The organism is Pararhodobacter marinus, assembly GCF_003122215.1.
In the GTDB taxonomy this organism is placed as follows: Bacteria; Pseudomonadota; Alphaproteobacteria; order Rhodobacterales; family Rhodobacteraceae; genus Pararhodobacter; species Pararhodobacter marinus.
In genome coordinates, this window is sequence record NZ_QEYD01000014.1 from 74,045 (window position 1) to 91,871 (window position 17,827).

Annotated in this window: 17 protein-coding genes and 2 pseudogenes; 7 read left to right on the top strand and 12 right to left on the bottom strand. The window is 61.9% G+C overall.

Annotated features, from left to right (window positions below):
* Positions 1–13 precede the first annotated feature (13 nt).
* The 5 genes from C4N9_RS19475 to repA all read right to left on the bottom strand — a co-directional run bounded on the left by C4N9_RS19475 (position 14) and on the right by repA (position 6,473).
* Entirely contained in the window at positions 14–487 is a 474-nt protein-coding gene (locus C4N9_RS19475; RefSeq protein WP_109535022.1) for a hypothetical protein, read from the bottom strand.
* Between the two features lie 99 nt (positions 488–586).
* Positions 587–2,770, bottom strand: coding sequence for a ParB/RepB/Spo0J family partition protein (locus C4N9_RS19480; protein ID WP_109535023.1), 2,184 nt, complete (start codon positions 2,768–2,770; stop codon positions 587–589).
* A 168-nt stretch (positions 2,771–2,938) separates the two neighbouring features.
* Complete coding sequence (repC, locus tag C4N9_RS19485) at positions 2,939–4,150, bottom strand: plasmid replication protein RepC (protein WP_109535024.1); 1,212 nt, start codon at positions 4,148–4,150, stop codon at positions 2,939–2,941.
* 213 nt (positions 4,151–4,363) lie between these two features.
* Positions 4,364–5,296 (bottom strand): plasmid partitioning protein RepB, encoded by a 933-nt coding sequence (gene repB, locus C4N9_RS19490; RefSeq protein WP_043872231.1) that lies wholly within the window; start codon positions 5,294–5,296, stop codon positions 4,364–4,366.
* Positions 5,280–6,473 carry a plasmid partitioning protein RepA gene (repA, locus tag C4N9_RS19495; RefSeq protein ID WP_109535025.1) on the bottom strand — a complete coding sequence of 398 codons (1,194 nt, stop codon included), beginning with the start codon at positions 6,471–6,473 and terminating at the stop codon, positions 5,280–5,282. Before repA ends, repB begins: the two co-directional genes overlap by 17 nt.
* Before the next feature lie 208 nt (positions 6,474–6,681).
* On the opposite strand from repA, the gene C4N9_RS19500 reads away from it, so the two are divergent.
* Both C4N9_RS19500 and C4N9_RS19505 read left to right on the top strand, forming a co-directional pair.
* The gene (locus tag C4N9_RS19500) at positions 6,682–6,909 is read left to right on the top strand and encodes an AbrB/MazE/SpoVT family DNA-binding domain-containing protein (RefSeq protein ID WP_009503866.1); all 228 of its coding nucleotides are present in this window, start codon (positions 6,682–6,684) and stop codon (positions 6,907–6,909) included.
* Positions 6,899–7,294 (top strand): PIN domain-containing protein, encoded by a 396-nt coding sequence (locus C4N9_RS19505; RefSeq protein WP_109535026.1) that lies wholly within the window; start codon positions 6,899–6,901, stop codon positions 7,292–7,294. The genes C4N9_RS19500 and C4N9_RS19505 overlap by 11 nt, the downstream gene beginning before the upstream one ends.
* A gap of 78 nt (positions 7,295–7,372) precedes the next feature.
* Here C4N9_RS19505 and C4N9_RS19510 read toward each other — a convergent pair.
* The 5 genes and pseudogenes from C4N9_RS19510 to C4N9_RS19530 all read right to left on the bottom strand — a co-directional run.
* Positions 7,373–7,756 (bottom strand): annotated as a pseudogene (locus C4N9_RS19510) (recombinase family protein); the annotation flags it as partial.
* 22 nt (positions 7,757–7,778) lie between these two features.
* A protein-coding gene (locus tag C4N9_RS19515) for an IS3 family transposase (RefSeq protein ID WP_109535027.1) occupies positions 7,779–9,004 on the bottom strand; the annotation gives its coding sequence in 2 pieces (ribosomal slippage) (positions 7,779–8,662 and positions 8,662–9,004; 1,227 coding nt in all).
* A 48-nt stretch (positions 9,005–9,052) separates the two neighbouring features.
* Positions 9,053–9,571 (bottom strand): annotated as a pseudogene (locus C4N9_RS22000) (recombinase family protein); the annotation flags it as partial.
* A gap of 67 nt (positions 9,572–9,638) precedes the next feature.
* Positions 9,639–9,974 carry a type II toxin-antitoxin system RelE/ParE family toxin gene (locus C4N9_RS19525; RefSeq protein WP_109535028.1) on the bottom strand — a complete coding sequence of 112 codons (336 nt, stop codon included), beginning with the start codon at positions 9,972–9,974 and terminating at the stop codon, positions 9,639–9,641.
* Entirely contained in the window at positions 9,971–10,240 is a 270-nt protein-coding gene (locus tag C4N9_RS19530; protein ID WP_109535029.1) for a type II toxin-antitoxin system Phd/YefM family antitoxin, read from the bottom strand. Before C4N9_RS19530 ends, C4N9_RS19525 begins: the two co-directional genes overlap by 4 nt.
* A 418-nt stretch (positions 10,241–10,658) precedes the next feature.
* On the opposite strand from C4N9_RS19530, the gene C4N9_RS19535 reads away from it, so the two are divergent.
* The 5 genes from C4N9_RS19535 (at position 10,659) to scpB (ending at position 15,921) form a co-directional block, all read left to right on the top strand.
* Entirely contained in the window at positions 10,659–12,305 is a 1,647-nt protein-coding gene (locus tag C4N9_RS19535; protein WP_109535030.1) for a Mu transposase C-terminal domain-containing protein, read from the top strand.
* Positions 12,296–13,234, top strand: coding sequence for a TniB family NTP-binding protein (locus tag C4N9_RS19540; protein WP_109535031.1), 939 nt, complete (start codon positions 12,296–12,298; stop codon positions 13,232–13,234). Before C4N9_RS19535 ends, C4N9_RS19540 begins: the two co-directional genes overlap by 10 nt.
* A complete protein-coding gene (locus C4N9_RS19545) occupies positions 13,231–14,217 on the top strand; it encodes a TniQ family protein (protein WP_245902636.1) in 987 nt (328 codons plus the stop codon). Before C4N9_RS19540 ends, C4N9_RS19545 begins: the two co-directional genes overlap by 4 nt.
* 219 nt (positions 14,218–14,436) lie before the next feature.
* Complete coding sequence (locus C4N9_RS19550) at positions 14,437–15,321, top strand: DUF1403 family protein (RefSeq protein WP_109535032.1); 885 nt, start codon at positions 14,437–14,439, stop codon at positions 15,319–15,321.
* Positions 15,322–15,324: 3 nt separating this feature from the next.
* Positions 15,325–15,921, top strand: a complete 597-nt coding sequence (scpB, locus tag C4N9_RS19555) for an SMC-Scp complex subunit ScpB (protein ID WP_109535033.1) — start codon at positions 15,325–15,327, stop codon at positions 15,919–15,921.
* Positions 15,922–15,937: 16 nt separating this feature from the next.
* Here scpB and C4N9_RS22520 read toward each other — a convergent pair whose 3' ends face one another.
* Both C4N9_RS22520 and C4N9_RS19565 read right to left on the bottom strand, forming a co-directional pair.
* Positions 15,938–16,948 carry a TniQ family protein gene (locus C4N9_RS22520; protein WP_109535034.1) on the bottom strand — a complete coding sequence of 337 codons (1,011 nt, stop codon included), beginning with the start codon at positions 16,946–16,948 and terminating at the stop codon, positions 15,938–15,940.
* Positions 16,945–17,826 (bottom strand): TniB family NTP-binding protein, encoded by an 882-nt coding sequence (locus C4N9_RS19565; RefSeq protein ID WP_245902637.1) that lies wholly within the window; start codon positions 17,824–17,826, stop codon positions 16,945–16,947. The genes C4N9_RS22520 and C4N9_RS19565 overlap by 4 nt, the downstream gene beginning before the upstream one ends.
* Position 17,827 lies beyond the last annotated feature (1 nt).

Consider the following 17,827-nt stretch of genomic DNA (forward strand, 5'->3'; position numbering starts at 1 on the left):
GTTTCGGTTGGGCTCAGGCGGCCAGGTCCTCGCCCCCTGCCCTTTCGCCCTCTTCATCAGTGACGATTTCAAGCCGCGCGTTGCGGTATCCTTCTTTGGCGATCCAAAGCTCGGCCGCAGTGACGGACTCCGCCAGATGCAGCAGCTCCGTGTTGCCGCCGAAGTCCAGAAGCACGCGCACCTGCCCGGGCTTCGGCTCCTCGGCCACCTCGAAGACGAGGGCGCTGTCAGCGGAATGGCTGCGCATGATGGTCACGAGGATTACCCCGTCCGAAGCGAAGTTGCCTTCATGCAGCGTGAACGACGCGGGAGCAGTCCAGGTCGCGTAAGGCCGGGGTGGTTCCTTTTTCACAAGGCGGCCGACACCGTTCGAACGCTCCCAGGCCGCCAGCTTCTTGGTGAAGCGTGCCGGTGGCTTGGGGCTGCCGTCAGTGTAGCGAATGAGCGCCCCGAGGGGTGCGGTGTCGATGATGGTTGTTGCAGACATGATTCCTCATTCTGAATGCGAGCAATCGCACTCATCTTATTGATATTGTTACACTATAGGGTGATTGGCGGCGGAATCTCCGCCCCCCGCTAGATCACGTTACTCCGCGGCCAGCATCGACGCGCTTTCAGCAGGCAGGTCATCCGTCAGGAATGCAGGAAGGTCAGCTTCACTGACGCTCTCAGCCACTTCGGCATCGACATCCGCCCCCTGCGCTTCGGCATGGTCCTCATCGTCCAGCGCCACGAGATCGTTCCGGCGCAGGACCTCGGGCAACCAGCCGCTGCCCTTCAGCAGGCGCTCGGCCTCACTGGCCATCTCGCCCTTCTTCAGGTGATCGAGGAGTTGGGCAGTCCCCTCCCCTTTCGCCTCCCGCACGGCCTCGAGGATGCGGGCCTTGGGCACGCGGTTGAGATAGGTGTCGACCGTCGGCTCCCATCCCGCCTCGACCATATCGAGACCTGTCGCGCGCGCCACAAGATCGGAATGCGCCATCCGCCGGGTCAGACCGCCAGCGGAGATGCCCGCACCGTATGGGTTCACCTTTTCATGCAGCGCGTTGACGCCGAAGCTGAGGCAATGCGCCAGCAAAGCCAACCGACTGCCCTGATCGAGGACCGTCAGATAGTCCCAGAGCGCTGCATCATCGCCAAGCGGCAGATCGGCTTCCCATTCCTCGTGACGCTCGTCGACCAGCTTGGCCACCACGCTGTCCTTCAGATCGGGCGCCTGCGCCGACATGTAGACGTGACGCACCGAGGCTTCGAGACAGCTGCCCGAAGCAGAGGAGGTGCGGAAGGTGTCCGTCACAAGCTTCAGCAGCAGCAACGTCAACGCTACGTCGGGCGAGCGCCCGATCGCTTCACGCAGCGCCAGCGTCCGGTGGGCCGTCAACTCCATGACCAACCGGTCGGGCAGCGGCTTCAGCGCTCCGTCATCCTCATCCTCCGGCAGATCGCCGCCAATCGGCTGGCCTCCCGACATGATTACGGTTCCGCCATGAGCGGCACTGTCATAGCCATCGGTGAGATCACGATCATCCCCCTGCCCCGCCACCGCAGGATCAGTACCATCCTGGACCGCGGTCTCCTCAACGGGCTCATCCGCTGGACGCACATAGCCGCGATAGACTGCCAGCGCGCCGTAGCGGTCGAGCGTGACGAACGCCCCTGCCTGCCCGATTTCCAAGGGATCGAAGATCAATGGCCGGGTCTCGATCTTTTCCATCTCCGCTTCCAAAACGCCAAGCCGCGTGTCGACCTCATCGGGGATTTCATCCTGACCCGCGTATTCCTCTTCCAGCGCCCGATACTCGGCGAGCAGCTTGGCATGGGCCGCACCTTCGTCATCCGTCCTTGGTGCCGGATCGCCGGACAGGGACCGCAGACCGTGGCTGTAGCCATAGGGCAGGTCAAGCGCGACCTCGATCCACTTCCAGCCCTCAACCGCAACCGTCTCAGCCTCGGCCTGGAGTTTTTCCGTCACCAGCCGATCGAGCAGGGCAGGGTCCTCGAGCCAGCCACCGTCATCGCCCTGAAAGAGGTCATGCAGCATCGTGCCGCCCGCCGCTTCGTAGGCCTCAACACCCACAAAGATCGCGCGCCGGTCGGACGCCCGGACCGAGGTCTCGGTCAGCATGCGCCGAATCTGGAATGGCTCCTTGTTCCAGGATGAATGGATCACATCCCAGACCTGAACCTGACGCGCGTGATCGGGGTTCACGGTGAAGGCCATGAGCTGCTCCAGCGTCATGCCATCCTCGGCATAGACCTCAAGCAGGGCAGGGGCGACGGAGGCAAGTTTGAGGCGCTGCTTCACGATCTGCGGCGTCACGAAGAAGGCGGCAGCAATCTCTGCATCGCTCTGACCCTTGTCCCGCAGCGCCACAAACGCGCGGAACTGGTCGAGCGGGTGCAGGGCGACGCGCTGCATGTTTTCTGCAAGGGAATCGTCCTCGGCGAGGATGTCGGACGCTGCATCCCGCACGATGCAGGGAATGGGTGTTGTCTTTGCCAAACGCTTCTGCTTCACCAGCAGGGACAACGCTTGGAACCGCCGCCCACCGGCCGGGATCTCGAACTTGCCGGTCTCGGTCCCATCGTCAGCCAAGACTGGGCGCACGCTCAGGCTCTGCAACAGACCGCGGCGGGCGATGTCTTCGGCGAGTTCCTCGACGGACACGCCAGCCTTGATGCGCCGCACATTCGACTGGCTCAGCACCAGCTTGTCGAAAGGGATATCCCGCGAAGGGGACAGGATGATTTTCTGGACAGCTTTGGTCATCAGATCTTCTCCACGACGGGCGCCGGAAGCCACTCTCCCGATCTCATTTCCCGTCACCCTCAAACCAACACTCCTTTCCCTCTCGATGATCGTATGGTTGCCAAGAGGCGACTTAACAGCTGTTAAGTCAGGCCAACTGAGCACCGCGGCGTTGAAACTTAACAGCTGTTAGGCCGCACTTCGCCGACCGATCAAAGCCATGACCATCGGACCGCAAGAGAATTCGCCCGCCGCGGCCTTAGACGTCAACGCCCGCAAGTATCCACCCGGTGATCTTATGTCGGAGAAACGTTCCAACATGGCCACGACGACGATCGAGGCTTGCTCTGGTCCCATGCAGCGTTGCGCTTCTTCCCAAGCGGAAACACTGATCCCCATGGCCGGCCGTACATGACAAGCCGCATCGAAAAGTTGGTGCCAGTGTCGAATGTCGCCCTGATAGAAAGTCTTGAGCGAAGGACAGCCGGCGATCACCAGGTGGAGTGGAATTTTCGGCACCCGCCTCGTGTCAGGCTCTTCAAGGTCAGTCACGGGCTCACCCGTATCATCATCAGGCGCGCCGCCCGCCGCCCCGCCTTTTTCTAAGGCAGGTTCAAGATCTATAGATTCTTTATTTGAATTATGATGGTGACGATCAAAATGGGCATCGTTGGTGTTCATTTCTTCTGTTTCAGGGCCGTCAATGACATTACGCGCCTGGTCGAGTAGGGTCTCCAGTTCAGTCCGAAATGCCGACAGATCCTCAAGCAAAAGCTTGCGGCGAAGAGCGCGGGCTGTGAGGGCGGCTGTGTCGCGGAGCTGGTCCCATAGGCCAAGCCCGGGCTGGATCTCCTCGCCGAATTCCGCCAGAGCGGCCAAGTCGCGGCGCATAAGGCTCACCACCTCCCTCAGTCGCCGCACACGGTCCTCGGCCTCACGCACAGCCTCTGCGGCCCGTGCAATCTCCTCTGCCCGGCAATAGAGCGGTGAGAGGTCGAAGCCGAAGGCCACGCGATCTTCGCCACGCTTGCGCACATACCGCTTCCCATTGGGGCTATCGCGCCGCATGAGCAAGCCTGCCTCTACCAACCGGGCGAGGTGACGGCGCATCGTCGAGCAAGGCATGCCGTTCAGCCGCTCGCAGATCGCCTTGTTGGATGGGAAGACGACCATTTCGGTGTTGCCGCCAAGCGCATCGTCCGGAAAAAAGCTGAGAAGTCCCTGAAGAACGGTCAGATCGCGCTCGGAAACCCGAAAGGCGGCCTGTGCCTTGGACAGCTCGCGGAGGAGCTCCCACTTGTTGACGGGCTTGCCGGGAACAGACGCCTCAGGACGCTCGACCACGCGCAGATGGGCGTGCGAGATCGGCCGCATAAACGGCGAAATCGGTGTGTAATCCATGATGTCATTCACGAAGGCAAAATTTCCCTGGCCCGCGAATCGCTTTGCGCTTGCGGGAAAGGGGCCAGATCGCTACATTCAGAGGTGCGAAAACTGAAGTTTTGTAGCGGGCTGGTCCCGTGCGAAACCTAAGAAAGGTCTCGTGAAGCTTGCTTCTCGGGGCCTTTTTCTTTTCTGCCTGTCTCGTGCCTCCTTTTTGATTGTTGCTCTTCCTCAGTCTTCCGAACGCTTCCAGCGCTCGTGAAGCTCGGCGATCAGCTGCGGGGCGTTGCCCTCAAGCCAGCTGACAAAATCGCTCTCCTCGGCCTTCAACTCGAGCTTGAGTTGCTTTCCACGACGTCCGGTCGTGACAGTGGCGGCACCGACCCCCGGAATCACCGTGCCGGGCCGCCCGCGAGGGCGAGACGAGGATGTGGTCTGTTCGGGCTTCCCTGCAGCGGAGAGGACGGCCAAAAATGCATGATCGGATTTCTCGTCAATACCGCCTTGGTAGGATGTCTTGGCCTCACCCGCCAAAGCTGCAAGCAGTTCGCGATCGGCATCCGTAGCCCCCAGCAACTTCTTGAGCTCTTCCCACCTGGGCCGACCAATGCCCGGAGCGGCACCGATGGCGAGGACCAGGTCCTCCCCAACGGTGCGGACCACGCTTAACAGCTGCGACACTCCTGCCTCGGTCAGATTGAGAACCTCGGCGACACCCTTGTTAGTGCGTTCGGATGCGCTCAGATGGTCACCGTCGAGCAAGGCTGCGGCAACAAGCGCTCGTTCGATGAAGCTTAGATCCCGCCGCTCCTGGTTCTCTAACAGCTGATCACGAAGTGCCTGATCGCCCTCCATCTCTGTGACAATGGCGCGGACCTTGATCCCAAGTTCTCTGCAAGCTTCCAGTCGACGACGGCCATAGATCAGGCTGTAGCGATCACCCTCAAGCGGCCGGACGAGGATTGGTACTCGCTGTCCGTTCTTGGAAATTGACGCCTTGAGGCCCTCAGTCTCGATTTGCAGCCGGTCATCGAGCCGACCTGTGGTTTCGATTTGGTCAGGCTCGATTTCGAAAACGCCGCCGCGCAGCCTGCGCCCCTCAAGAGCGTCGGGCGCGTTGCGCAGGGTCTGCAGTGGCAGTCCCAGTTTAGGCTTTCTTGCCATTGCGTCCCCACGTGTTCTGGATGATCGCCGCGATCTCGTCGTTGACGGCGTTCATGGATTCGATTGCACGATCGAAAGTCTGACGCGTGAAGTCCTTCTTGTCGGCCTCGTAGAGCGTCTGCTTCGTCAGCCCTGCATCAGAGATCGCAGTCGACTCAACCATGTGGTTGGTCAAGACTGACCTGCCGAACAGACCCCGAATGAAAGCAATGACCTCGGTCTGCGGGGCATCACCCACCTTGTAGCGGGTCGGCAGAAAGCGCAGCCAGTCGAAGCGAAGGTTTGCGCCAGCATCCCGGATGACGCCAAGCAGATCAGCGGTCATTCGCAGAAACTGCGACATGGACATCAGATCGAGCATTTGCGGGTGAACGGTAACAAGCACCCCTGAAGATGCTGAAAGGGCGGACATGGTTAAAAAGCCAAGCTGCGGCGGACAGTCGATGACGACGATGTCGTAGTCCGCTTCGACACTGTCGAGCGCGTCACGCACACGGGCAAAGAATGCGCGGGCGCCGCCACGCTGAATGGCTGCCGGCGTCTCATGTTCGAATTCCATGAGCTCGAGGTTCCCGGGAATCAGGTCAAGACCACGGATGTAGGTCTTGCGGATCACGTCTGAGATCGGGACCGGTTCATCGTAGCGAACCGCATCATACAGCGTGCCACCCTCCATCAGGTCCAGCTCAGGCTGGATGCCATGCAGCGCGGAAAGGGATGCCTGGGGGTCCAGATCGATCGCAAGGACACGATATCCCTTGAGAGCCAAGCGCTGTGCAAGGTGAGCGGATGTTGTCGTTTTCCCGGACCCGCCTTTGAAGTTTACAACAGAAACAATCTGAAGCTCGTCACCGGCACGACGCCCCGGAACGTAGGTTCCAGGCTTCTTCGCGTTTGCCTCAAGGGCGTGGCGAATCTCCCAGATATCATCGAGGGTATACCGCCGGTGGCTGCCCGCAGTGGTTTCGACGTCAGCGATCTTTCCTTCTCGATGAAGCTTGCGAAGGTAGGTATGATCGACGCCAAGCAACTCGGCCGCCTCGCCGCTGGTCAGGCTGCGCATGACTTTTTTGGCGTCGGGAGGGAAGTGGGCAGCACGTTGCGCATGAAGATTGGACGCAAGAAGCTCTGCGTAGTGCCCGATGGCAATGTCCAGGTCCTGCTCAGCTTCGCTCATCTCTGCCTCGATTCGTGGGCGCGTTTTTTATGTGATCGCGCGTTATTTATCGAGACTATTGCCCGAGCTATCAGATTCGTGCAAGCTCTTTCTAGATTTGGTGTCAGTCGCTGCGTCATGCACAAGAGTAGCTAGGGTTTGCGGCAGGCTTGTCTTCGGAACCCTTCGGATATACATTACAAGACGTATATCCGCATGGGAGGTCAAGATGCAGGTCGCAAAATGGGGTAACTCGCTGGCCGTCCGTTTGCCCGCAGAGCTCGTCCGAGAGCTTGGTCTCAAGGAGGGTGATCAGATCGACCTGGTCAAGGACGACGGACGGGTCAGAGTCCGTCGCCTTGCTCGTGCGGATGAGGTGCTGACCGGCCTGCGCCGCTTCCGGGGCAAGTTGTCCGCAGCAGAACGTCTGAGCCGCGACGACGCGCATGAGCGCTGAGTTTGCGGACATGAATGTCGTTCTTTACCTGCTCGACGACGGTCCGAAGGCCGATCGCGCCGAGGTCATCCTGGGGCAGGGGCCCCGGATCAGCGTTCAGGTTCTAAACGAGTCACTGGTGAACTGCCGCCGCAAAGCTGGCCTCAGTTGGGAGGAAGCAGCGGCCTTTCTCGAAGGCGTGCGCGCCTTGTGTCCCGTCGAGGATCTCACCGTGCAGACCCATGATGTCGGCCGCGCTTTGGCGGAACGCTACGGCTTCTCGATCTACGACGCGATGATCGTGGCCAGCGCTTTGGTTGCGGGGTGTACCACGCTGTGGAGCGAGGACATGCAAGATGGCCTGCTGGTGGAAGGCCAGCTTCGCATCGTCAACCCGTTTGCATGAGCGGACGGCTTCTGAGTCTGGTGCTGGCCTTAGCCTTGTAATCCTTCCATGTCGTGCATGATTTGCGGGGTTTCTGTGCTACTCAAGCAGCCCCAGCCTCTCGGCCCGCTCCAGTAGCATCTTGACCGAAGAAGGCTGCCAGCTTGTCCGCCCGCGGGGTGTGCGCTCGCGCATCGCCTCCAGCCGGGTGCAGATGGCCTGAAGGGTGATGTCGGGATCCGCGCCCCTGATGGCGGCGACGATGGCGGGCAGGCGGTCGTCGGTTTCGCGGCGCCCGGCGCGGGCCAGCACCTCGGTGGGCAGGAAGCCGTCGCGAACGTAGGCCTTCACAGCGCGTAGCAGGCGGCTTTGGGTCCAGCGACGCGCCTCGGGCAAGAGGCCGTTGATGATGCGCACCACGTCTTCCCAGGCCAAGTCGGGGCGCAACCGACGGACATGGGGCACCCAGTCTTGTGCCTGGTCTTGCCCCCGTTTCGTCGGACACTCAGGCGGTTGCGGTTTGAGCTGAGATGAACTCGCGAGGCGAGCGCATCTTCAGCCCTGAGTGCGGGTGGTTGTCGTTGTAGTCCTCGAACCACCCGGCGATCAATCCGAGGACTGTGGCGGCGTCCGGGAGCGGCGTGACATGAACGTAGTCGCGCTTCAGCGTCTTCACGAAAGCCTCCGAGATGCCATTGCTCTGCGGGCTCTTTACCGGCGTGAAGCAAGGCTTCAGGCCGAGCTGATGGGCAAAGATGCGTGTCTCCCTGGCAATGTAAGGCGAGCCATTGTCACTCAGCATTTCGACCGGATGAGGCGCCCTATAGGTTCCGAACCGACGCTCGACCGCCTCCAGCATTATGTCTCGGATGTCCGAGCCGCTGATGCCAGCGTTCACCACGGCCCGCCAGGAGATGATCTCCCGGTCGTGAGCGTCGATGATGAACGCGCCCCGGATGATCTCGCCGTTCCAGCAGGTGAACTCGAACCCATCCGAGCACCAGCGGATGTTCGAGCGCATCGTCACCACCTTGCCCTCATGTGTCAGATCCGGTCGCTCCGTATATTTACGGGCCAATAGAAGGTTCTGCGTCTGCATGATGCGGTAGACGCGCTTATGGTTGATGGGCGCGGCGCCCTCCGCCCGGAGCTGGCGGTTCAGGAGTGCCGTGATGCGGCGGTAGCCGTAGGTCGGGCGCGCCGCCACCAGCGCGGTGATCAGCGGCAGGATCGCCGCGTCTTGCGCTTTGTGGTAGCGCCGACGCGGCTTCGCGCTCCCGGTCATCCGGGCATGCAGGTTGGATCGGGAGACGCCCAAGGTCTCGGCCACGACCTTCACCGGAAACCGTCCTTCGGCTGCGACTGCGCAAGCCACGTCCGTTTTTTTGAGCGTGTCTTGTCCAGAGCCTCCTTGAGGATCTCGACCTCGAGCGTCTTGCGCCCGAGCTGCCGCTCCAGTTCACGGATGCGATCCTCCATCTGGCGAACGGCTCGATTGCTGGTGACGTCGTCATCCTCTGACACGGCTACGGCTCCCCCATCCAGCATCAGACGACGCCAACGACACAGCAGGTTCGGAGCGACGCCATTCCGGCGAGCGACGACCGAGATGCTGGCGCCGTCCTCCAAGGTCTCTTCAACGATCCGCAGCTTCTCGGCAGCAGGCCAGCGGCGCCGACGGCCGCCATCGGTGATGATCTCATAGTCAGACATAAGCACGTGCTTAGGCATATGCCTAAGCCTCCATGGCTATGCCCAAGTGTCCGGGCGAAACAGGGGCCAGTTCAGTGCCGTCTCGTTCAGGCGCTCCATGTAGCCGTCCTGTCTTGCCAGCCGCACCTTGCGAAGAGCGGCAGGGTCTTTGGCCCGCAGCCCAGGGTTCCCGCCCACACGGCCCTTCGTGCGCGCGCTGGCGAGGCCGGCCTTCGTGCGTTCCCGGATCAGGGCGCGCTCGAACTCGGCTGCAGCGCCCAGGACCTGCAGCGTGAACTTGCCTTGCGGAGATCCGGTGTCGATCGGGTCCTGGATCGAGCGAAAGAACGCGCCCTTGGCCTCCAGCCGCTCGATCACCTCCAGCAGATGCGACAGGGATCGCGCAAGGCGGTCGATCCGCACGACGACCAGCGTGTCGCCCTTGCTGATCCGTTCAAGCACCCGCGCCAGCACGGGCCGCGCGCGGTTCCCGCCCGAGGCCTGCTCCTCGTGGATCTCGACGCAGCCTGCGGATTTCAGGGCCTGCGACTGGGGCAGGGGGGTCTGATCCTCGGTAGAGACGCGGGCATAACCGATCAGGTGCATCAAAACAGTCTTTTTGCAGTTTCGTATATTATTACTAAACGACCGATTTGTCTCCTTGGCACCTTGGTCAGACGTCCGGGCGCCCGATCAGCGTCTCGACGTCAAGTCCAGCCTCAGCAATCTGCTGGTTGATGTCCATCCGCCCGTCAAAGATGAACAAGATCCACGCCGAGCCGTCACGAACAACATAGAAGATGTTGTGCCGCTTGCGGAATATCAGGCGCCGGATGCCCCGAGGCGCGTGCCAGACGTGACCGATCTCGGGGTTGTCGCCGATCATGTCCCGCATGAAGCGGTCGATATCGCGCTGGAAGCCGTCCGCAAGCGTCTCTGAATAATGTCGGTCATGGTTCCAGATTGCCCGGAGGCATTCTTCTGCGGTTGCGGTGAGAAGGACCTTCATTGCTCAGCGGAACGGCCCCGGAAACGCGCAAGACGTTGTTCGAGAGCGGCATCGGTCAGTTCTGCCGCACGTCCTGCGGCTGCGTCCGCCAATCCTTCCGTGATGCCCCGCTCGATCCGCAACGCCGTGAGTTCCTCCCAATCAGCCACCGACACCGTTACGGCGACGGGCCGGTCCTTCTTGGTGAGCAGGACAGGCTCGCGCTGAGCGGCATCGAGAAAGCGACCGAATTCCTTGCTGGCGGTGGTCGCGGAGATGGTTTTCATTGACTTGCTTCCTTCAGCTCTTGATCCGGATTATACGGATAATCCGGGAAAACAAAAGTCCCTTGTTGTTCTGCAATCCCGGTCCTGGCGAGGTTGTTGCGGTTTCAGGCCGCGGCGGCGCCGGGAGCGGCGGATCATCTCGGCGAAGCACTGCTGAGCTGTTCTATCACATACGGTTGTCGACCCCGGCGTTGCTGGCGAGGCCCGAGCGCAGCAAGAAGCCGGGAAAGAGGGTCGGCCGGTCGAGCTCAAGCCAGCACTCGCCGCTTTCCGGGGCAGGGGAGGGGGCTTTGCCGCTGTCGTTCTTGTTCCATTGGTGGACTCTAACGCATTGATACCATTGGGTTCATGATTTCGTTTCATCCCCGGATTATAGTTTCATTATCGGACATAAGACACCTGTTTTTCGGGGTTGGCCATGGTGGATCGATTAGACATCAACGCTGTCGACGATGCCGCATGGGACCAGGCGGTCGCGCGGGAAGCTGTGATCCGCCGCCTTGCCTGCAAGGTGTCGCCGAATCGTTCAGAATTCCTCCAGGCCTGCCGCGATCTTGGCCTCAAGCGTTCCCGCCTCTACGAATTGATCTCAGCATACAAGGCGCGCCCGCTCGCCAGTTCCTTGCTGGCGGCACAGGCTGGGACACCGAGGGGCAGCCGCCGACTGCCTGACGAGATCGAAGCGGTGATTTCGAAGGCGATCGAGGATTTCTACAAGTCCCTCCAGAAGCCGAGCATCAACGCCCTGCAGAAGGAGGTGCGCAGGCGCTGTAGTCAGAGGGGTCTACGTGCTCCGTGCTGGACCACATTGCGGGATCGTGTGGCGGCGATAGATCCGAGGGAACTCACGGCGGCGCGTGAGGGCGCTAAGGCCTCTCGCCAGCGCCACCACCCGGTGCCGGGCCGCTATCAGGTCGCGCGGGCCTATGAGGTGGTCCAGATCGATCACACGCTGGTGGATGTCATGGTCGTGGATCGGATTCATCGGAAACCATTGCAACGGCCCTGGCTGACGCTCGCCATCGATGTTGCCAGCCGCATGGTGGCGGGATTTTATCTGACGCTGGAGCCACCCTCGGCCTTGTCGGTGGCACTGGCCATTCAGCACTTGGTGCAGCCCAAGCTTGACTGGCTGGAGAGCTTGGGTATCGACGCGGACTGGCCAGCCGAGGGATTGCCGGCGAGCATTCACGTCGACAATGCCAAGGAATTCCGCTCAAAGGCGATGAAGCGGGGTGCCGAGGAGTACGGGATCTCGCTACAGTACCGGCCGATTGGGGCGCCGCATTACGGCGGTCACATCGAGCGGCTGATCGGCACGATGATGGGGGCGGTCCATCTGCTGCCGGGATCGACCTTCAGGAGCATCGAGGACCGCGGCGACTACAATTCCCTGGCCCAATCGGTGATGACGCTCGACGAGCTGGAGCACTGGTTGGCGCTGGAGATCACCCGTTATCATGCTGAACGGCACCGCTCGCTCGGGATTCCGCCTGTTGCGGCCTGGGGCGAAGCCTATGGGCGACGCGAGGCACCTTTGCGCCGCCCTTTCGATCCGGAAGGGTTCCGGATCGACTTCTTGCCGAGCGCGAAACGCATGGTGCGCCGCGATGGCATCCACCTCTTCGGCCTTCGGTATTGGGACGATGTCCTCAGCCTCTGGGCGGGGCGGCGGGATCGGCAATTGCGCGTGTCCTACGATCCTCGTGACCTCTCCACGATCTTTGTCCGGAGCCCTGAGGGTCAGCGCTATCCTGTTCGGTTTGCGGACCTGCGCCATCCCTCGATCACGCTTGCGGAGCATCGTCGGGCGCAGGCGATACTTCGCGACCGCGGGCGCGCGCTTGAGGACGAAGACCTCCTATTCGCGGTGATCGAGGAACAGCGCTCACTGGTTGATGCGGCCAGCAGCAGGACACGGGAGGCCAGGCGGTTTTCTGAACGACGGGACCGGGCGCTTGATGGGGTAGGGGCTTACGAGGCTGAAGATGCCGACCCGGGCCCACAGGAAGACCAAGCCGTGTTCAAGAACCACCCGGGCTTCGAAGTTGAGGAATGGTCGTGACGGAAGACAGCGCATTTGCACATCTCGATCCGGCCTACCGCCGGTTCGCGGCGCTGCCGGATGATGCGCGCATTGACTGGATCCGGGCCGACCGGTGGATCGGTTTCGATCAGTCCAAGGTTGTTCTGGCACGTCTGGAAAACCTACTGGCGTATCCGCCGCGTGACCGGATGCCCTGCCTGCTGATCTATGGCGATACCGGGATGGGCAAGACCAAGATCGTCCGCAAGTTTGAGCGCGACCACCCGCCGAAGTTCAACCAGATCACCGGCGTTGACTACCGCCCGGTGGTTGTCGCGCAGGTGCCCTCCGAGCCCATCGAACGCGATCTTTACCGCGAACTTCTGGTCAGCATGGCTGCGCCGGCGATGGCAGGGGGAACACTCGCGCGGGAGAAGGATATCTGCCGGGCACTGCTGCGGACGGTGGGGGCGAAGATGATCGTTCTCGACGAGGTGAACGGGATGCTGGCCGGCACCTTCCGGCAACAACGAATTTTTCTCAATGCGCTCCGGTTTCTGGCCAATGACCTTCGCGTTCCACTCGTTTGTGCCGGCACGGACCTGGCCCGGCAGGCCCTGCTGACAGATGCACAACTGGCCGAGCGCTTCGAGGCGTTCCACCTCAAGCCCTGGCAGAACGATGCCGCCTTCGCCGGGCTCCTGAAAAGCTTCGAGCGCATCCTGCCCTTGCGCGAGGCATCCGATCTGATCAGTGCAGAGGCACGAGAGCGGATTCACAAACTGACTTCCGGCGTGACGGCGCGCATATTCCGCCTGATCGAGACGGCTGCGGAAGAGGCGGTCCGGGCGGGCAAGGAGCGCCTCGACGCACATAGTTTTGGCGACAATCTGGTGTTGCCGTTGGTCTCGATGACCCAGACCGCTCGGCGGCGGGGGAAACCCGCGCAACAACAGGTTGGGGCGTGACGGTGTCGGCCCGACTGCCCATCGCCCCGCGTCCGTTCCGGGACGAACTGCTTTCTTCCTGGATGGCGCGAGTAGCCGCGCGCTACGGGGCGGAGCCGCTTGATCTGATGGTGTATCTGGTGGGGCAGGGGGGTAGGGACGCTGGCTCGCGGCAGAGGGACGATGTGGCGCCGGATATGGAGATGCTCAGGCTTTGGGCGAAGGCTTGCAGGATCGATCCGGAACGGCTTCGTGGCAGAGCGCTGGCTATCCGATATCTCGATCGGCCGCGGGACTGGTTTCTGGCCGAGACGGCGCCGGTCTGTCCCCTCTGTTTCGATGCGGATGTTGTTGCTGGGCGCGATACCTATTTGCGGGGACACTGGCGATTGGCGGAGCAGGTGGTTTGCCTGGAGCACCGGACCATGCTCCTGGATCGCTGCCCCGCTTGTCGCGACCGGCTGCAGATTTCGTTTCGTATTCTGAACGACCTGGTGCGGCCCTTCTGTCGCAAGTGCGATACCATTCTGACTGGCGGGACAGGAGAGACGGAGGGCGCTGTGAAGGTGGATCTTGCTGCGGGAGTTCTCCCGCTCCAACGCCAGATCAGCAGAATCGTCAGCGGTAGCCCTGGTCGTTTCGTTCGTCTCAACCATGGAATCCGCATTCTATGGGCACCGCTTGATCACGACGGAGCGGCCCAACCGGTCCTCGCGCTCTGGTACGATGAACCTGGTTGGAACTGCCCTTACGAGGCCCGCGCCGCCGTCAGCCGATCAACGCCACTTCAGCACCTCTCGGTGCGCTGGCGGGCTCTGACGCTGGTGATCTTGCGTGATCTCTTCGGAGCGGATCTTGTGCCCGGCTCTGTTCTGTCGGAGGCCGCCCTCACCCTGTTCCGACGTGCGGCTCCATTGCCGTGGCTCACGGATGGACGAGATCTGCGGACCTCCTCCGGGGAAAGCGTTCGATTGATGCTGGAGTCACACGAGTCCACAGATTGAGCAAGAGGCCTGTCCACCGGTTGAATGGAAATTTGCTCGACGACAGCGGCGATTTCGGCCGAATCCACCCATGAAACAAAAACGACACGGCATGATGTCGAGCGTATTCCAGGTATGTCCGATAATGCAAGATTATTGGACATCATGGCAAAAGATAGAGCGAGGCGTTTTCTGTGCTATTTTCTGGAGCAAAGCGCCGCGATGGTTTAGGCTTCAGTCATGACATTTGCCCGACCGGAACACTTCATCGACACAGACACTCTACCCCGGATGCCCCCATGGGTCACCTCGGCACGTCCTGAAGCCTTTGAAGATGTGGCGTTTTTATCGGGCGCGGCGCTGAACCACCTGCATCTTGTGTTGGGACGCGAAGAGGTCCCCAAAGCCTTGTTGCGGGATCGGCTGGCGCTGCGAGCGGCCGAGGCATGTGTCGGGTTTTCTGGTCGTCCGGAAAGAGCCCCAGAGCTGCGCGACGCGATTCATCTTCTGCGCCCTGGCGATCTACCTGGTCCCGCGGGGGAAACTTACCTTGCCTGGCGTCGCGCGGTGGAACGGTCGGTGTCGGTCAAGGCTTTGAGCCGAGTTTTACCGACCTTCGAGTCGTGCCAGATCGCCACGTGGCTGGATGCGGGACATGGGGCACCGGTGACCCGTGCCGTGGTGGTGCTAGATGCTGTCCTGACGGAGGCACCCCGTGCCGAAGTCCCGGCGTTGATCCTCGCGGACGCCGCCCTCGCCGAGGCGCTTGGTTGGGATCATGTCGTGCCGCTGCTGGCCGCGGGTTTGAAACGTGCCGACCTGCGCAAGCTGGGCCACGATTTGCGCCTAGCCTGTCATCGCGCTGTGACCGCATCCGCGGTTGAGGCCACGCGTCTGGCTGTCGACCTCGCGCGTCGGGCTGCGCTTTTGAAAGGGGTTGCACCAAAGCTTCGGGCCAAGGGGGCGGCCGACGCCGTCGAGATCTTCCTGGCACAGGACGCGGTGGCACCCGGTGCCTTGCCTTTGCCGGATCGCGCAGCGCGGCGGCTCTGCGACCGGCTGGTTGACCTTGGGGCGGTGCGCGAACTGACTGGCCGTGACACCTTCCGGCTCTACGGGGTCTGAGCGATGGCCAAGGATGGACCCGACACCGAGCTTGACCGCGAGTTGACCGACCTGCCGAAGGAGCTGCGCTGGCGCGAATGGATGCGGCGGATCGAGGCTGTGCTGTTTGCGTCCGCCTCGCCTGTACCGCGCGCGGATCTGGCGCGCATAGTGGGGCAGGGGGCCTCGGTTGATCTGCTGGTCGAGGATCTGGCCGCCGATCTGGACGGGCGGGCGTTCGAGATTGCCATGGTCGCAGGGGGGTGGATGTTCCGGACGCGGACCGCTTACGCGCCTGCGATCCGCGCCGCAGCGGATGTCGGGGACCAGTTGCTGGACCTGAACGACTTCGACGTGGCGATTTTGGCGGCCATCGCCTACCACCAGCCGATCACCCGCGACGGGCTGAAGGATATCTTTGGCAAAGAGATCAGCCGGGACCTGATCGGGCGGCTGCATGCACACGGTCTTATTGGAACTGGCCCACGCGCGCCGCGTCGTGGTGCGCCCTATACCTTTGTGACCACAGACGCGTTCCTTGCGGCCTTCGGGATGGAGAGCTTGCGCGACCTGCCAGACGCTGAACAGCTGAATGACGCCGGGCTGGCCGCGCGCCCCTGAAACCCGCCTCTGACCCTCAAAACGCTTGCCGCTTCTGATGGAGCCGCGCGGCCGCTTGAATGAGATCTGCCAAATACGGGCCAGCGGTGGTGGGGCAAGGCCCAGCTTTAGGCCGAGGCAGGACGGCATCGCTGAATGATGTGACCAGTCCGCGCCAGGCTGGCGCAGCCTGAGCGGCGCGTCTCCAATAAGCGATCGCGGGATTTCTTCGCGTTCCGAAAGGCGTCGACCGCCCTTCCGTCAATTGCCGGAACAGATGATAGCGATCCCGATGGGGGAGGCGCGCGATGGACATTGGCCGTCGCCCAAATTGAAAGCAGGCCGATCCAAGCAGGTCCGGCAGTGACCGCCCGTCTGACATCCGATACCCCACGGCATGAAGACGAAGCAGATCGTCGATCAGGCGCTCAAGACGCCGAACCCTATTGGTGGCAGGACGGGTGCGTTTGCAGAGCGCCGTACCGCATAAGGCGCAGATTTGATGCGGTACAAGACGCTTCTGGCTGAACGGAGCCAATCCTTGTCCGCAGGATGGGCACCTGTCCCGAAGTCGGCAGCCGTGGCGAAAGCAAGAAACGCGTGTCGCCAGGCTCCAGTTCCGGCGAAAATAGGGCGTTTCGTCTTCCGCCAGACAGGCCGGGCAGAATTGCAGCCAGGTCGCCAGCGTCTTTGGTGCGCAACTCTGCTGAGGCGATGCCCGCAGGGGCAAACGCAACCGGGCCAAGGGGTCAGGAGCAATGGTCAGAGCCGCGATGTCTTCCAGAGGTATGTGGGTATGCTCTTCCAAAAGCTGCAGGATGCGATCGGGCAATGCCCGATCAAGCTGCGCCGACCAGTTCTCACCCGGCGCTCCGAGAAGCGCAGCAAAATAGTGCGGAGGTATGCCGTTTGCGTAAGCGAGGCGGTGCAGCCAACTCGACAGAAGTTCACCTGGTGCGGGCATAATGCTCATGGGCCAACGGTTTCCCGCCGCACTTTCATATCGCTCTGCAGGTGTGACGGAGATCCCGGTCGGCCCAAACCTCATGTCATCTCGTGACGCAAAGCCGAATTGCGGCGCCTCGAAAGAGGTAAATAGCCAAGGTCCGACAGGGTTGCGCCGGTGATCCGGTCCTCACCGCGCGAGATTGCCGCAACTGCGGCCCGGGTGACGATCTCGACAACCTCGCCGATCAGCCCCTCTGACAGATCGTGGAGGATCTTCGCCAAGGGTTCGCGCGACAGATCGGAGGCTTCGGCGAGCGGCAGACTGGCTTCCAGGCTGTCGAGAAGCGTCGCGAACTCCTCGTCATACGCCCATCGTGGAATGGGGATCGTATCGAAACGTGAGCCCATTTCGTCCGTATCATGCACCGCATCGTAGATCGCGATTTCGCCGACAAGGACGGGTGAGATGTCATGCACTCGTGCGATCCGCCGCAAGAACGAGAAGATGGCCTTCACATCCTGGCGCCGCCCGCGCAACGCGCTGTGGAACTCGTCGAATATCAAAAGGCGCGGCTTCAGGCGCTCGAGAAGATGATCCACCTGATCGCCGGCGCGGGACAGGCTGCGCCAGCCCGCAGCTTGTGGCGCGCGCAATCCGGACAGGATGCTGGCATAGAAATGCGACAGCCCTGCACCTTCCCGGGTCTGGATCACCCACACCTTTTGCTGGTCGGCAACACGCAGATGTTCGACGGCAAAGCGTTCGGCGATCATGGTCTTGCCGTTATGGTAGGGACCGGCAAGCAGCAAACCGCGTGGGCGCAGGGATGGCGGTCGCTCAAGCAGCAGTTGCATTGCGTCATGCGCCGCGCCGGCCGCCGGATGGCTGATCCAGCGCGGTGCGCGAACATGAGCGATCCGCACCTCGTCATCGGCCTGCAAGAGCGGGACCGCGGCGGGGATGAGGTGGTCCGGCACC